The 15,540-nt window shown below is 40.0% G+C and carries 20 protein-coding genes and 1 riboswitch; of the genes, 3 read left to right on the top strand and 17 right to left on the bottom strand.

Going from position 1 to position 15,540, the window contains the following annotated elements:
- Positions 1–83 precede the first annotated feature (83 nt).
- From ACPC58_RS10560 to ACPC58_RS10495, 14 genes are all read right to left on the bottom strand, one after another.
- Positions 84–737 (bottom strand): phosphatase PAP2 family protein, encoded by a 654-nt coding sequence (locus ACPC58_RS10560; protein ID WP_434065962.1) that lies wholly within the window; start codon positions 735–737, stop codon positions 84–86.
- 23 nt (positions 738–760) lie between these two features.
- Positions 761–1,318, bottom strand: coding sequence for an ECF transporter S component (locus ACPC58_RS10555; protein ID WP_130554739.1), 558 nt, complete (start codon positions 1,316–1,318; stop codon positions 761–763).
- Positions 1,319–1,379: 61 nt separating this feature from the next.
- A riboswitch (FMN riboswitch) is annotated at positions 1,380–1,595 on the bottom strand.
- Between the two features lie 66 nt (positions 1,596–1,661).
- Positions 1,662–2,210: a tRNA (cytidine(34)-2'-O)-methyltransferase gene (locus tag ACPC58_RS10550; RefSeq protein ID WP_130554740.1), complete on the bottom strand. Its 549-nt coding sequence runs from the start codon at positions 2,208–2,210 to the stop codon at positions 1,662–1,664.
- An 800-nt stretch (positions 2,211–3,010) separates the two neighbouring features.
- The gene (gene yidD, locus ACPC58_RS10545) at positions 3,011–3,250 is read right to left on the bottom strand and encodes a membrane protein insertion efficiency factor YidD (protein ID WP_217374751.1); all 240 of its coding nucleotides are present in this window, start codon (positions 3,248–3,250) and stop codon (positions 3,011–3,013) included.
- Positions 3,250–3,981 carry a pseudouridine synthase gene (locus ACPC58_RS10540; RefSeq protein ID WP_024391162.1) on the bottom strand — a complete coding sequence of 244 codons (732 nt, stop codon included), beginning with the start codon at positions 3,979–3,981 and terminating at the stop codon, positions 3,250–3,252. The genes yidD and ACPC58_RS10540 overlap by 1 nt, the downstream gene beginning before the upstream one ends.
- On the bottom strand, positions 3,971–4,540 hold the full coding sequence (gene scpB, locus ACPC58_RS10535; protein ID WP_171988909.1) for an SMC-Scp complex subunit ScpB: 570 nt from the start codon (positions 4,538–4,540) through the stop codon (positions 3,971–3,973). The genes ACPC58_RS10540 and scpB overlap by 11 nt, the downstream gene beginning before the upstream one ends.
- On the bottom strand, positions 4,524–5,243 hold the full coding sequence (locus tag ACPC58_RS10530; RefSeq protein ID WP_217374749.1) for a segregation/condensation protein A: 720 nt from the start codon (positions 5,241–5,243) through the stop codon (positions 4,524–4,526). Before ACPC58_RS10530 ends, scpB begins: the two co-directional genes overlap by 17 nt.
- Complete coding sequence (xerD, locus tag ACPC58_RS10525; protein ID WP_434065961.1) at positions 5,243–5,974, bottom strand: site-specific tyrosine recombinase XerD; 732 nt, start codon at positions 5,972–5,974, stop codon at positions 5,243–5,245. The genes ACPC58_RS10530 and xerD overlap by 1 nt, the downstream gene beginning before the upstream one ends.
- Positions 5,971–6,429 (bottom strand): cyclic-di-AMP-binding protein CbpB, encoded by a 459-nt coding sequence (gene cbpB / locus ACPC58_RS10520; protein WP_277843174.1) that lies wholly within the window; start codon positions 6,427–6,429, stop codon positions 5,971–5,973. Before cbpB ends, xerD begins: the two co-directional genes overlap by 4 nt.
- Positions 6,426–6,953, bottom strand: a complete 528-nt coding sequence (locus ACPC58_RS10515; protein ID WP_217374746.1) for a metallophosphoesterase — start codon at positions 6,951–6,953, stop codon at positions 6,426–6,428. The genes cbpB and ACPC58_RS10515 overlap by 4 nt, the downstream gene beginning before the upstream one ends.
- A complete protein-coding gene (locus tag ACPC58_RS10510) occupies positions 6,926–7,927 on the bottom strand; it encodes a nucleoside-triphosphate diphosphatase (protein WP_277836813.1) in 1,002 nt (333 codons plus the stop codon). Before ACPC58_RS10510 ends, ACPC58_RS10515 begins: the two co-directional genes overlap by 28 nt.
- The gene (racE, locus tag ACPC58_RS10505) at positions 7,924–8,718 is read right to left on the bottom strand and encodes a glutamate racemase (protein ID WP_434065960.1); all 795 of its coding nucleotides are present in this window, start codon (positions 8,716–8,718) and stop codon (positions 7,924–7,926) included. Before racE ends, ACPC58_RS10510 begins: the two co-directional genes overlap by 4 nt.
- Positions 8,719–8,808: 90 nt before the next feature.
- Entirely contained in the window at positions 8,809–9,045 is a 237-nt protein-coding gene (locus tag ACPC58_RS10500; protein WP_012027622.1) for a YneF family protein, read from the bottom strand.
- A gap of 100 nt (positions 9,046–9,145) precedes the next feature.
- Positions 9,146–10,393, bottom strand: coding sequence for a diaminopimelate decarboxylase (locus ACPC58_RS10495; RefSeq protein WP_434065959.1), 1,248 nt, complete (start codon positions 10,391–10,393; stop codon positions 9,146–9,148).
- A gap of 133 nt (positions 10,394–10,526) precedes the next feature.
- Here ACPC58_RS10495 and pepC point away from each other — a divergent pair, with 133 nt between their 5' ends.
- Positions 10,527–11,858, top strand: coding sequence for an aminopeptidase C (pepC, locus tag ACPC58_RS10490; protein WP_312950302.1), 1,332 nt, complete (start codon positions 10,527–10,529; stop codon positions 11,856–11,858).
- Positions 11,859–11,902: 44 nt separating this feature from the next.
- Here pepC and ACPC58_RS10485 read toward each other — a convergent pair whose 3' ends face one another.
- The 3 genes from ACPC58_RS10485 to ACPC58_RS10475 form a co-directional block, all read right to left on the bottom strand.
- On the bottom strand, positions 11,903–12,604 hold the full coding sequence (locus ACPC58_RS10485; protein WP_434065958.1) for a Bax inhibitor-1/YccA family protein: 702 nt from the start codon (positions 12,602–12,604) through the stop codon (positions 11,903–11,905).
- Positions 12,605–12,625: 21 nt separating this feature from the next.
- Complete coding sequence (locus ACPC58_RS10480) at positions 12,626–13,108, bottom strand: HD domain-containing protein (RefSeq protein ID WP_171988918.1); 483 nt, start codon at positions 13,106–13,108, stop codon at positions 12,626–12,628.
- Between the two features lie 62 nt (positions 13,109–13,170).
- On the bottom strand, positions 13,171–13,911 hold the full coding sequence (locus tag ACPC58_RS10475; RefSeq protein WP_274504616.1) for a TrmH family RNA methyltransferase: 741 nt from the start codon (positions 13,909–13,911) through the stop codon (positions 13,171–13,173).
- 164 nt (positions 13,912–14,075) lie between these two features.
- Here ACPC58_RS10475 and ACPC58_RS10470 point away from each other — a divergent pair, with 164 nt between their 5' ends.
- Positions 14,076–14,357, top strand: a complete 282-nt coding sequence (locus ACPC58_RS10470) for an acylphosphatase (protein WP_434065957.1) — start codon at positions 14,076–14,078, stop codon at positions 14,355–14,357.
- 70 nt (positions 14,358–14,427) lie between these two features.
- On the top strand, positions 14,428–15,342 hold the full coding sequence (gene yidC / locus ACPC58_RS10465; protein ID WP_217374738.1) for a membrane protein insertase YidC: 915 nt from the start codon (positions 14,428–14,430) through the stop codon (positions 15,340–15,342).
- Positions 15,343–15,540: the final 198 nt, after the last annotated feature.

Raw genomic sequence — 15,540 nt, 5'->3', positions numbered from 1 at the left:
ATGAAGTGGAAAACGAGCAACTCCTAATTGGAACTGCTCGTTTTTTTATTGTGAGAAGCTAGTTTTTGCCCAGCCTCATTTTGTTATTTCTGCTTGCTTTGGAATCGCCATTCAAACCGTTTCTGATCATAAAATGGGTACATGGCTTGTAAAAGTGTGATAGCCAGTAACCAACCTCCGATAATATCGGTTGGGTAGTGTACCCCAATATAGATACGAGATATGGCAACCAATATTGAAATGAAAACAAGAAGGGCTTGCACAGCAGTTCGCGCCAATCCCTTTTTCATACGTTGTTGTAGCACGATGACAATTGCTCCTGCAATCATCATGGTTGACGCTGTGTGCCAACTTGGAAACGAATAGCCAATTGTATCAATTAACCATTGGATGCTCGGGCGAGGACGTTGGTAGACATATTTCAGGGCTGTTGATGCTACCCCCATCGCTGCAAAGCTAGCAAGTAAAAAATACGCTTCAATCTTCCACTTCTTATAGAAATAAAAGAATGCCGCCACAAGCAAGGTAATGGCTAAAATAATTACTGTATTTCCTAAAATGGTAATAGACGTCCAAAACTGGGTTGCTCCACTCGATAGATTGCCACGAATGGCTGTTTGAATGGTTGAATCAAACCCCGCTAAAGATGTCTGGAAAAATTTTACCGTATAGCCTAAGATAACAAATGCTAGGGCAAAAAAGGATGCGTTTCGTAAATGGATTTGTTTATTCTTCATACATATAGTTTACCTTAAAAAGGTTAAACTTTCTTTAAAATTGGCTGAGCAGCTTTTTGGCAAATATAAAATACTGCTGATAGGACAATCCCTTGTAACAGATTAAATGGTAATACCATCATCAATAGGTAATTCCACAAGCCTAAAATTTCTTTAATATCAAAGTTTGCAAATGCAGCATAGACTGGCACTGCATAAACATAGTTCAATAACAACATGACTAAGGTCGAACCAATGGTTGCAACGATTGCTGTTTTGATGTAATTTTTAATAGTCTGATCCTTTTTCCAGAAATATGCCACCGCTAAAATAAAGATTGACATGGCAGCGATATTCATCGGTAAACCAATAATGGTTGATGGCCCCTGATTGTTTAAAATCAGTTTGAGCAAGGTTCGAACCAAAAGGATAGCAAAACTAGCCTTGGTATCTAAAATTAACAGACCAAATAAGATTGGTACTAGTGAAAAATCCACCTCTAAGAAATTCGCCGTTGGAATAAGGGGAAATTTCAAGTACATGAGCAGAAAAGATACTGCTGAAAGAATGGCGATAATCGTCATTTTGCGTGTGTTTGTCATAAAGGTTCCTCCAATTATTGAAAATTGAAGAAGTCCAAAAGAGCAGGCTAAAAACCGTGCACTTCGTCTTCTCCCATCCAGACTATACTGTCGGTTGTGGAATTGCACCACATCAGCTTTCGCTCGCAGACTACCAACGGTCTATTTTGTTCTAATACTGTGTTAGCTCATCTTGACATACATTCAGTATGGCCTTCGATTCGCTGTCTAGTCTTAAAACAAAATAGCCACGTTTTTCACTGCCGGTCGGGAATCACACCCTGCCCTGAAGACTCTATCATCATACCAAAAAAGCCTTGCAAATGCAAGACATTAAGATGTATTATTTAATATTATGATTTCTTTATGATTTCAATTTATCTTGTTCATAGGTATGGAGCAACTCAAGACCAACAAATTTTTGTTGACGCAGTGCTTCATAAACAATCATACATACCGTATTCGAAACGTTCAGACTCCGCACATGTTCATCATTCATCGGTATGCGAATTGCTTTATCTGGATGTTTTCGCATAAACTCCTCAGGTAACCCCTTGTCTTCTCTACCAAAAAGAAAATAATGGATTTTTCCATCATCATACTGTTCAGCTGAGTATGTTTTATCTGCAAATTTTGACACCAGGTGCACTACTCCCTGTTGACTGGCATACCGCATAAATTCTTCCAGATTATCATAAAAGCGAACATCTAATTTATCCCAATAATCCAACCCTGCTCGCTTCATTTTACGATCATCAATTGGAAAACCCATCGGTTTTATGATATGTAATGGACTGTTTGTCGCAGCACAAGTCCGAGCAATATTTCCTGTATTTTGTGGAATCTGTGGTTCAAACAAAACCACATGATTTTTTGCAGTTTCTTCAATATAATCTAATTCTTCTATATTCATGATAGCCTCTCTAACTTGACAACGATTGGTTGACTTCAATAAAAAACAATTCAGTCTATTCTTTTCAATATTGAAAGAAGACAAAAAAATAGCCACACTGCCCGGAGTCAAGCTCAGCAAACAGCATGGTGAATGATGATTCATTCACTTAACTCACAACAGGTTTGAGGTAAATAAATGAAATCGTGATATTATTGTAGCTCAATTAGCTGTGAAAATCAAGCGTTTTGCCCAATTTTTTTCAATTTTTCGCAGAAAATTTGGGAGAAAATGTGAAAGTTGCAAATCTATACATCCCCTGCTCGGGTGTGTATGCAGTGATGAACTATGAAATTCTGTGAGAATGATAACTAGTAAGTGACACTTGATATCCTAATCATAAAGGAGGACAGCGAGTAAACATTCTCAGAATCCTAGGTACTCAGACAGATTACCTCTACAATCTTGAAAACCCCTTAAAAATAGTATTTCAACAGAACAACCAGTATAAAAAACAGAAAAACGCATAAGATCAATACTCTTGTAAAAGAAATCGATTTTATGCGTTTTATTCTGTGGTAGACCTCATACCAATGAAAAACAATCTGAATCAAAAGCCAAAGCCACTTCATTTGTTTTTTCTTTCGATTGACAAAAAGCTAATTCCAGCCAAAGTCAGTTTTTTCATCCTTTTCATATCTCTACCTCACTTTTTTATTTTGAATAGTACAACATGAAAAAGAATAATTATGCAATATTTTCTGAAAAAACATTCGTCTTTTACAAAAGACCGTGAAGCCTGAAAAAAACAAGCAAATAACCTACATATGCTTGTTTCTTCGTAAACTAAACGTATCTGGAACTGGATCATCGCCGCCTTCTACAAAGGGATGACAGCGACCAATTCGAGCTAGTCCCATTAATAAGCCCTTGAGTCCATGTTTATTCAAAGCTTCAATCATGTAATTTGAACAGGTCGGCTGATAGCGACAAGATGGGGGAAAAAGGGGAGAAATGAATGTTTGATAAAGCCGAACCAAGCCGATGAAGAGCCTGACCATTATTTTTTAACAGTCTTAGTAACAGCCAGTGTGTGGAGCTTACTAATATCTTTCTTATTCAGCTTGCGATATTCCCCAGGACGTAAGCCAGTCAAATCCAGATTGCCAAAACGGGTTCGAGATAGTTTATCCACCTGCAAGCCCACAGCTTCAAACATCTTCTTCACTTGATGATTGCGTCCTTCATGAATTGTCAACTCAACTACAGAACGGTTTTTGACAGGATCCACCTTAATGATTTCATAGACAGCTGGCTTGGTTTTCTTACCGTCGATGACCACACCACGAGTCAAGGGACGTAAGACTTCCTTATTGGCGATGCCTTTCACACGCGCCAAATATACCTTATCAATCTCATTTCGTGGGTGAATCATTTCATCGGTAAAGTCCCCATCGTTGGTCAATATCAAGACCCCAGACGTATCCCAGTCTAGCCGACCAACAGGATAGATGCGTTCCTTGACCATAGGCAGTAAGTCTATGACAGTCTTACGGCCCTTGTCATCAGATACACTAGAAATAACACCACGTGGTTTATTTAGTAAGTAATAAACCTTTTCTTCATTATAAATTGGCTGTCCTTCCACTTCAACCTTATCACCTGACTTGATAAGGGTCCCTAGCTCTCGAACCACCTGACCATTGACAGTAACTAGCCCTTGCTTAATCAGTTCTTCCGCCTTTCGACGACTGGCTACACCAGCATGGGCAATGTATTTATTAATTCTCATTTTCTAACTCATTTCTTTCTAAGAACAACTCAGTCTCCTCTTGGACAATTTCCAAATCAGATACATCTGGCAATTCTTCTAAGCTGTTTATTCCCATGTAATCAAGGAAATAATCCGTTGTTACATAAAGATTGGGTCTTCCAAGCACTTCCTTCTTACCGTTCTCACGAATCAAATCAAAGGCTTGTAATTTACTAATCGCACCGCTCGAATTAACCCCTCGAATATCATCAACTTCTATCCGTGTAATCGGCTGCTTATAGGCAACAATAGACAATGTTTCTAAAAGTGCTCGCGACATAGTCTGATTGATCGGTGTTTTGGCATAGATTCTTAGAAGCTCAGCATATTCTTTTTTGGTAACCAATTTAAATCGGTTAGATGATTCCAAGAGAGCTAAGCCTGAATCGGGATCCGCTTGGTATTTTTCACTGAGTTTCTCTAATTGCTGATTAACCGCTGTTGGTTGTAATTCCAACATCTCTGCAAGATTGCGTAAGGTCAACCCTTCTTCTCCAGCCACAAAGAGCAGGACTTCGATTTCAGCTAAGCGATTCATTTTCTCTCCTTACTAAATAAATATCCCCAAATATTTCAGCCTGTTCCAATACAATTTCATGAACCTTGACCAATTCCAGGGTTGCGAGAAACATCGTAATCACTTCGTTAATATCCTGACTTTCCAGAAACAGCTGACTAAGTTCGATGCGTGGATGACTCTGGAAACGATTACGTACAAAGTCCATCATATCTTCAATTTTGTATTCATCCCGTGCAATTGTTGCATGAGACTGGCGCAAACTGGCTTGTTTTTCTGCCATTACTTTTGAAAATGCTAGGAAAATATCAATCACCGTTTTATCTTGCGCTAGTTGGACATCCTCACAGACTAAATCTAGCTTTGGTTTTGAAAAATAATGTGCCCGTTCATTATGTTGCTCCCCCATTTTTTCACTGAGAAGCTTAAATTTCCGGTATTCTTCTAATTGATCCAAGAGATCCATTTCCGGATCATCTTCAGGATCTATCTGTTCAACGACCTTTGGCAATAAACGACGGCTTTTTATCACCATCAATTGGCTAGCCATTAGCATATATTCTCCCGCTACTTCTAATCGCATGGCCTGTAAGGTCGCAATGTAGGCTAAATATTGCTCAATAACTTCCGTAATTGGAACCTCGTAAATATCTACCTGATACTTGGATACCAAGTGGAGTAAGAGATCTAAGGGTCCTTCAAAATCTTTTAATTTAATATCCATTATCTAAATTTATCCAAACTCACGCTTGTTTTCAGTCCTAACTCCTTGGCGATTTGGTCCAAAGATTTTCCTTCATCTATCTGTTGTAGAATAAATTGTTCTCGCAATTTTTGGGCAGTCCAATCGGATTTTCCTATAGATAATAGATATTCACTCATCCGATTAAAGAACCATTGACGAGAGTATGGATACCCTTTCTTATCGAATACATATTTTCCAGTTAGATGGTTTTCTAAATAGGAAAGAAGTTCCTTTGGCAAACTAAGAACCCGTTTGGTAGCTCCCTTCTCAACTGTCATAACTTGAAAGTTTAGGTTAATCTGCTCACTCTTTAGCTCTGCTATTTCACTAGGCGTAAGTCCTAGCAATGCAATCAAAAGTGTAATGAGCTGCCCATCAAGAAATGGTGATTCCCGAAAAAGCAACGATAAATCTTCACGTTCCATCCGCTTTTTGACACGACCAGAGCTTGCCATTGCCTGCAGTTTATAGAAACGATCCATGTGCCCACTTTCATAAAGGAAATAGAGAAATTGATTGATAGTTGATACTTTTCTTTTCTGAGCAGCAGGTTTCAGGTCCAAGAGAAACTGTTGATAGATCAGTAGGGACTGCTGGGAAATCTCTCCCTTAGTCACTGTCAAAAATTGCTGTAAATCATAGGTATAGGATTTTTGACTATTTAGGCTGATATTTTTGCTTTTGATAAAGGATTCAATCGCTTGTTTCATTTTTTTCCTTCTTTTGAAGCGAGTGGAAAATTATGTAGAAGTGCATTGATTGCTTTTAAAATAGATTTTCGAGTAATGATACCTACGAATTTCCCGTTTTCTCCAAGGACGGGTAAGAAAGATTGATCTACCAATTTTCGCATTACTTCCGTTAAGTCATAATCTAGGCCAACGGTTTCTTCATCCGTTTTTGCAATGAGGGAGATATCTACATTTAATTCATCATCGGTCAGTTCATTATCTGACTGGTATTTGATAATTTCAGTTAAACCAATTGTTCCAAAATAGTTTCCATCTTCTGTCACTACAGGTACACGCGAGTAGGTTGTGTGGCTAAGCAACAGTTTTGCATGGTCAATATTGTGACTCTCCACCAAAACTGCCAATTTTTCAGCAGGAGTAAGGAAGGTTTCTTCCTGTTCTAACAAGAAGGCTTCAAATTCACGTGCAATCATCTTGAAATATCCTTTGTCAATGCTGGGTAGAGTTGGTGCTGTCGGTTATAATAATCAATATGAAAATAATCATCAGAGATGGTTACAAGGGCATAGAGACATTCTTTAACCAGACCACGTGGTTGGCTAACGGAGCCAGGATTGAGAAAGAGCGTCTTGCCTCGAACTTCAGCATCAGGTACATGCAGATGCCCATACAAACAAATATCCGCATCAACTTCCTGTGCCCAATAATCCAACCGTTGCCAGCCGTAATTAATGCCATAAAGATGACCATGAGTCTGTGCAATGGTCACATCGTCCAAATTGGTAACCAATTGGTCTGGGTAACCACCAAAGTAGTCACAATTCCCGTTGACAACGTAAACTCCATCCCAAATACTATCTTGACTATCTAGTTCAGAATCTCCGTTATGAAAGATTGCATCGACCTTACCAAAATAACGGTTTTTAATTTCTTCAACGATCTGTCTATCCCCATGAGAATCACTCATGACTAAGATTGTTTTGCTTGCTCCTGCCATACAGGAAATGCCTCCACTAATTTTTCTAATGCTTGCGCACGATGAGAAATTTGATTTTTTTCTTCTAAGCTCAATTCTGCCGCAGTCTTACCTGTCTCACCGACAAGAAAGAGTGGATCATAGCCAAACCCATTTTCACCGCGTCGCTCCATTCCGATATATCCATCCCAGTCAGCTTCAACAACCAAACTCTCACGATTTGGAGCAGCCATAACTAGGGTACAATGGAATTGTGCAGAACGATCTTTTATTTCAAATACCATCGCCAACTCGTGCAACAATTTAGAATTATTGCGTTCATCCGTTGCTTCTGGTCCTGAAAAACGGGCAGACCAAACTCCTGGCAAGCCACCTAAAGCATCAACTTTCAGACCTGAATCATCTGCCAAGACCATCTTGCCTGTCAGCTCTGCTATGGTTTCAGCCTTCAAGCGTGCATTTTCCTCAAAAGTCATACCTGTTTCTGCTACATCTGGAAGATCTGGATAGTTGTTGAGGTTCTCGACCTGATAGCCAAATCGCTCAAAAAACTTGCGAAATTCCTTGGTCTTGCCTTCATTTTTTGTAGCGATCAAGATGGTATCTCCCACGCTTGCCAATCCCTTGTCTTGACCGAAGAAATCTGCCATGCTAACCCCTGCTTGGGGCAGATGAACCAAGAGAAGTTTGTCATTCTCTGTTACCAGAATAGCCCCTTGGTGTTGGAGAACCTGCAAGTCACGACCTGTTTCTGTCTTGATGATTTCCACTATAAAGCGAAAAAGCTGGAAATCAGATTGTTTCCTTACAATTGTCACACCATAGCCCGAAAGAACATCATTATCAGTTGGAGGGTTTAGGCGAGTCAAAAGCCTATTGAGGTAAAAATGTTCTTCATCACTCACATTTCCAATACCAGCAATCGAGTTAAAACCCTCCCACTTACCAATAAACCAATTATGCTCATCTCTGTATTCATAAATTTTTTCTGTCATAATGCTACGTGCTCCACATAAATATCAATGCCCATCCAGCTTTCAGCAATTTCCTTAAAGGCCGCTGGGCTAGCAGTTGTGTAAAAACGGTGCTGAATATCCTTTTCTGTGCGGCTATGGTTGATTTCAAAATAATTTAACAAAACTGAAATATCCCGCGCACATTCTGCCCCACTATCAATCAGTTTAACATCTTTCCCAATCGCATTCTGAATAATCGGACGCAACAATGGAAAATGAGTACAGCCCAAAACCAATGTATCCACCTTTCCTAAGAGCGGACGCAAGGTCTCATAAACAACTTTCTTTGCTAGGCTAGACTGATGACTATTAGACTCAACCAGAGGGACAAACTTTGGACATGCCAGACTTTCTACCTGTGTCTCTGGAGATAGCGTTTGAATTTTTTCTCGATAAATATCAGACTGAATGGTCATAACAGTCCCCAAGACGCCTATTTTTCCAGCTTTTGTTGCCTTAATGGCCGCCGACGTCCCTGGTAAAATAACCCCCAAAACAGGAATATCTAATTTTTCTTTGACTTCTTCCCAAGCTACTGCAGTCGCCGTGTTACATGCAAAAACAATCATTTTCACATTCTTTGTCAATAGAAAATTGACCAACTGCCAAGTATATTCTCTGATTTGTTCCGCTGGACGGGGTCCATAAGGTGCCCGTGCCGAGTCCCCGATATAAACGATTTCTTCGTGGGGAAGCTGGCGCATCAATTCACGCGCAACCGTTAATCCTCCCACACCTGAATCTAAAAAACCAATTGGTCGATTATCCATAATACTGAGAATAGCCAGATAATCTGACTAGCCTTTCTTTTCCTACTCAAAAAATGGGATCTGGGAATGAATATCCCAGTCCCAGTTTGATTATTTTTTCTTGCTTGCTACTTTTTGTTGGCTCTTGATTTGGCGAAGCACTTGTTGAACTTTTGCTTCACTCGGTTTTTGACCCATTTGGCTCATCATCAAACGTAAAGCATTCTCATCCAAAATTGGTTTATCAGCAATGTAGTTTTCTACCTGTCTACGTGACAAGTAAATACCCAAGGCCACACCACCTGCAAATGCCAATACAATAAGTAAAATAGCTAAACCTAAGTTCATCTGTCAATCTCCTGACTCTTCTAAAAAGTATAATTATGGATTGTTTTTAACAATCTTTCAATATTCCTATTATACCAAATTCCCTAGTCTTTTCCAAGACTTACCTGTCAAAATCAAAACCGTAAATGGTTGCGAAATAATCCTCAGGTCTTTCAGCACGACGAATCATGCGCGCTGTGCCATCTTCCTGCAAAAGAATTTCAGAGGAACGCAAACGACCGTTGTAGTTGTAGCCCATGGAGAAGCCGTGGGCCCCACTGTCATGAATGACCAAAGTGTCTCCTACTTCTGCACGTGGTAATTCGCGATTGACTGCAAACTTGTCGTTGTTTTCACAGAGGGAACCTGCCACATCCACCACTTCGATTGGGGCATCAGGGCGCGTGATATTGGTGATATGGTGGTAGGCGCCATAGAAAGCAGGACGCATGAGGTTGGCAGCTGATGCATCGACACCAATATAAGTCCGATAGGTTTCCTTACGATGGAGCACCTTGGTAATCAAGTGACCGTGTGGCGCCAACATAAAGCGACCCAATTCTGTAAAGATTTTAACATGTCCCATACCAGCTGGCGTGAGAATTTCCTCGTAAACCTTACGAACACCCTCACCAATGACAGCAATGTCGTTTGGTTCTTGCTCAGGACGATAGTTGACCCCAATCCCACCTGATAGGTTGACGAAGTCCAAGGTCACACCTGTTTCCTTACGAATTTCCAAGGCCAATTCAAAGAGTTGACGAGCTAAGACAGGATAGTAGTCATTGGTAACAGTATTTGAAGCCAGAAAGGCATGGATCCCAAACTCCTTGACACCCAGTTCTTTTAGCTCCTTATAGCCTTTCATCAACTGTTCCTTGGTCATCCCAAATTTAGACTCTTCTGGGTGGTCCATAATATCTGTTCCCAGCGAGAAGACTCCTCCAGGATTGTAACGGAGGCAGACCGTTTCTGGGATACCAGCAACATTTTTCAAAAACTCAATGTGTTCATAGGCATCAAGGTTAATGGTCGCCCCAACTTTTCGAGCATAGACAAATTCTTGCGCTTGGGTATCATTGGATGTAAACATGATGTCTTTAAAGCCCAATTTTTCACTCATCAGCACTTCTACATCCGTTGCACAGTCCACTCCACAGCCTTCTTCTTGTAAAATTTTCAAAATAGCGGGTGTCGGTGTCGCCTTGACCGCAAAGTATTCCTTAAAGCCCTTATTCCAAGCAAATGCCGCATTGAGAGCACGTGCCTTCTCACGAATGCCTTTTTCATCATATAAATGAAATGGAGTTGGAAATTGCTCTGTGATTATCTCTAAAACTTCTTTACTAACAAATGGTGTCTTTGTCATGTCGCTACCTCATCAAATATTTTTCCTATTATATCACAAATATGTGAGGAACTGTAGCTTTCAACTCCACCAAATACTTGCAAATTAAATTACGAGCGCTATAATGTGAATATCATTAAAAAAGGAGCAATATATGTCAACATTAGATTTTGATTTTGCAGAACGCTTGTATGCCGATTATCTAGCTAACCCAAGTTTACAAGCAACCGAAAATGCCGTTAGTCACAACGGACTTTTGAAATCCTTGGAAACACGCCAAAGCGCCATCGACAATGACTATGTCTTTTCAATCGATTTGACCACGGACGCCGTTTCAAACCAAAAGGCTTCTGGACGTTGCTGGATGTTTGCTGCATTGAATACTTTCCGCCACAAGCTCATCTCTGACTTCAAACTGGAGAATTTCGAGTTATCACAGGCCCACACCTTCTTTTGGGATAAATATGAAAAATCCAACTGGTTCATGGAACAAATCATTGCTACAGCTGACCTAGAAATTGGTAGCCGTAAGGTAAAATTCTTATTGGACACCCCTCAACAAGATGGCGGTCAATGGGATATGGTTGTTGCCTTATTTGAAAAATATGGTGTGGTACCGAAATCCGTCTATCCAGAATCTGTCTCATCCAGTGCCAGCCGTGAGCTCAATCAGTACCTTAACAAATTGCTCCGTCAAGATGCACAAATCTTGCGTGACCTCCTTGCCAAAGGAGCATCTCCGGAAGAGGTTCAAACACAAAAAGAAAACTTACTTCAAGAAATTTTTAACTTCCTAGCCGTTAACCTTGGACTCCCTCCCCGCAGTTTTGATTTTGCATATAGAGATAAAGACAATGTCTATCACCGTGATACAAATGTCACACCTCAGGCATTCTACGAGAAATACGTTGGTTTACAACTATCTGACTATGTCTCCATTATCAATGCTCCTACAACTGACAAACCTTACAATAAATCTTATACAGTCGAATTATTGGGGAACGTCATTGGCGCCCCTGCTGTCCGATATCTCAATGTAGAAATGAACCGTTTCAAAGAATTGGCTATTGCCCAACTCAAAGCTGGTGAGTCCGTTTGGTTTGGTTCCGATGTCGGTCAAAGTAGCAACCGTCAAACTGGTATTATGGCAACCAACACCTACGACTTCACTTCAGGTCTGGGTATCCAATTCCATCAAGACAAGGCTGGAAGATTAGACTACTCCGAAAGTTTGATGACCCACGCTATGGTCTTAACTGGTGTTGATTTAGATGACAATGAGCAACCTCTCAAATGGAAAGTGGAAAACTCTTGGGGAGACAAGGTTGGTGACAAGGGATACTTCGTCGCATCAGATAGCTGGATGGACGAGTATACTTATCAGATTGTTGTCCGAAAAGAATTCCTCACACCAGAAGAATTAGCAGCTTATCAAGCTCAACCACAAGTCCTTGCCCCATGGGATCCAATGGGAGCTCTAGCATAAGGCATACAAAAAAAGAGGCTAGGCCTCTTTTTTATTTGTCATAATTAGTCTCTATTCAAACCACCAAAGATACGAAGCAAGTTGAGGAAAAGGTTGATGAAGTCAAGATAGAGCTGAAGCGCCATGGATACGACCCAACCTTGGCCAACATTACCACCAGTTTGTTCGAAAACATTGCGGATACGTTGGTTGTCATAAGCAATCAAACCTGAGAATACCAAAACAGAAATGATGGACATCATAAAGCTTAGACCTGAGCTACGAAGGAAGATATTAATAAAACTTGCAATAATAATTCCCCATAGAGCTGCACGCAATGCCTGAGCCATACCAGAAAGGTTTTTCTTCGTTGTCATCCCAATTACAGCCATGATAGCAAACATGAGAGCCGCTGACACAAAGGCAAGCACAACTGTTTCGCTAGTATAGAACATCAAAATCATGCTAATGGTGATACCATTGGTCACTGAGTAAGCAAGAAACATTGGTAAAGCCATTGGACTATTTTTAGCTGCCATCGTTGAAGCCCAAACGACCAAAGCAAGTTGTCCAATCATGATTAACATCATAATGAGTGAACCTGCACTAATCAAGCTAAGTAATAATGGTTGAAAGACTGTAACAGCTAGGAATGATACAAATGCTGATAGACCAATTCCCATAGCAACCACTCCGTAAATCTTGCCAAAGAAACGGTTGAGGGCGGTGTTATCCACCTGATTAATAATAAATGAATCGTTATTCATGATATTCTCCTTTAAATCATCTTATTGAAAACGAAAGACCTTGCTTTTTTTCCACTTGTGTTGCATAGGCAGACTCCATTCTCTTACTGCCCAATACTTATCAACACAAGTCACAATCCAAGACTCTTTATAGCGAGGAGGAGAAATCGTTGCACCAAACATATGCTTCACAATAATATCTTCTTCTAATTTATTAAGTTGAATGAGTTTCTGAGCATTGCGCTTAGCAATCCGTGGATGAACCCAAGCATGACTTTTATTAAACTTAGTATCTCGCCAGTCATAGAAAAATAGATCGTGTAATAGACCACCACGAGCGGTCGATTTTGCATCCCATCCGAACTTTTTCGCAATTTTATAGCTTGTATAAGATACGTTAATGGAATGTTCCAACCGTGTGGAGTAATAATGATGAGGAATCTTCCCCAATTTTTGAACTTTAGGTGTAGCAATTAAATGCCCCACATAGTCCATGTATTCTTTATCTTGTTTATATGCAACCATTCTTTGAACCTCGTTGGATTATTATACCACAGTATAGTACAATTGGCTTAAATAAAGCTAACTTAAATAAAGCTAAATAGTAAAATTCCTGCTGCAATCGCCACATTGAGACTTTCAGCCTTGCCTGGCATGGTGATGTGAACAAGTTGATCCGCCTCATCAGCCACTAAATCAGAAATTCCCTGACCTTCGTTTCCCATGACCAAGGCAAAACTCGGATTTGACGTAATTTCCTTATAGTCAACCGACTGACTAGAGAGGGTCGTTGCCAAGATTTGTATCTGATTGCTTTTAAGAGCTGTAAGAATGGAGGAAATTGGCATCCGATAAACTGGCAAATGGAAGTGACTCCCCTGCATGGAACGAAGCACTTTCATATTATAAATATCAGCCGACTTATCCGATAGAAATACTCCATCAAAACCAGCTGCATCAGCTGTACGAATCATTGTCCCAACATTTCCAGGGTCCTGCACATCTTCCAGAACCAAAAATTTTCCATCCAAAGTCTCAGGTAAAAGTTGGCTCGGCAAAGCAAGTTGAGCTACTACCCCCTGAGGTGTCTTAGAATCAGCTAAATCTTGCATAATTTCAGAACTGACAACTGTCACATTGGCTAAACCTGCAACCTTTTCAAAATACTCTTCCACCACAAAAATATGCTCAATATTGGCTCCAGCCTCCATCGCTTCCTCCAGCAAATGCCAGCCTTCAATCAGATAAGAAGATGTCCGATATTTTTTCTGTTGTAATTTTTTAACTTGTTTGACCAAATTGTTAGTCTTTGAGCGAATGATGTCCATGTTTGTCCCTTTTCTTTTACTGTTCAACAACTTTATTAATAAAATACCAGGTACACTTGATACCAATTATATCTTATTCCGTTAAGAAATCATCATCAAGTTGGTGAACAGGATTACCCAACTATGATATAATAAAGTAAAGGTCTTGTCAAAAGGAGAAACTTATGCGTAAGGTAAAAATGATTGCATCTGGTATTGTCCAAGGAGTTGGTTTTCGATGGTCTGTCCAAAACCTTGCTATGGAAATTGGTGATATAACTGGTAGGGTCTGGAACAACGAAGATGGTACTGTAACCATCCTCGCCCAATCAGAAAATGCTGAGAAGCTCAGCCATTTTATTCATGAAATACGAAAAGGGCCCTCTCGTATGGCCAAAGTGACCTATCTAGATGTTACCCTGGCCAATTTTGAGGACTATAAGGATTTTCAGGTTAGCTATAGATAAAACTTGTATATTTCCGTCAAAAAAAGTAAAATAGAGAGTATACTGAAAAAAAACAAAGGAACAAAAAAAATTGAAAAATAAACGTCTACTCATGTTGTCAGGCATGGCCTTATCAACTCTTCTTTTCTTATCCGGATGTGTACAAACTGATAAAAGCGGAAATCCTACAGGTTTCATTTGGGATTGGTTGGGGCAACCAATGTCCAACTTGATTCGCTTTTTTGCAGAGGATCAAGCTCTAGGATTTGGTCTTGCTATTATCATCGTTACCTTATTGGTTCGATTCATCATCCTCCCATTGGGAATTTACCAATCTTGGAAAGCTGCTATCCAATCTGAGAAGATGAATTATCTCAAACCGATTTTAGGCCCAATCCAGGAGCGCATGAAAAATGCAAGCTCTAAAGAAGAGCAACTTGCTGCGCAACAAGAGTATTTTGCAACTCAAAAACAATACGGTGTGAGCATGCTCGGCGGAATCGGTTGTTTGCCGATGCTGATTCAAATGCCATTCTTCTCTGCAATCTACTTTGCGGCTCGCCACACACCAGGAATTTCTGAAGCTACTTTCCTTGGTATTAATTTAGGTTCAACTAGCCTGATTTTGACAGTCGTTGCTGGTATTTTATACTATGCCCAATCGCTCTTAATGCAAGTCGGCATGGATGAAGAACAGAAAAAACAAATGAAAACCATGGCTCTGATGAATCCAATTATGATCATGATGTTCTCATTTGGGTCTCCTGCTGGAGTGACTCTCTACTGGGTTGTCGGTGGTCTCTTCGGTATTCTTCAACAAGCTATTACAAACTTCATTTTGAAACCTCGTATTCGTAAACAAGTGGAAGAGGAATTCAAAAATATCACAGTGACAGCAACTCCTCGTAAAACAAAGGATATTACTCCAACTGCTTCAGCAGTCATTGAAGGAAAAACAAACAATAAGAAGAAAAATCGTAATTCTGGAAAACAACGTTCTAGATAATAAACACCAAAAGATTGGGATTCCCAATCTTTTGTAAGCGCCCAATAACAAGGTATATTGAAAAAGGCTCCAAAGTCCTGTCGACTCTGGATCCTTTTTCTATTTACATACTCTCTTAATGTTTTTGTCCCATGGCAAATAAGCCTCTAGCACCTCTTTTTTTGCGAGTGTCTCCTCGTTAGGTAAGTGTTCTAGAAG

The sequence above is a fragment of the Streptococcus sp. VTCC 12905 genome, assembly GCF_049893385.1.
Lineage (GTDB): Bacteria > Bacillota > Bacilli > Lactobacillales > Streptococcaceae > Streptococcus > Streptococcus suis_AA.
This window is presented reverse-complemented; position numbering and strand designations above follow the sequence as displayed.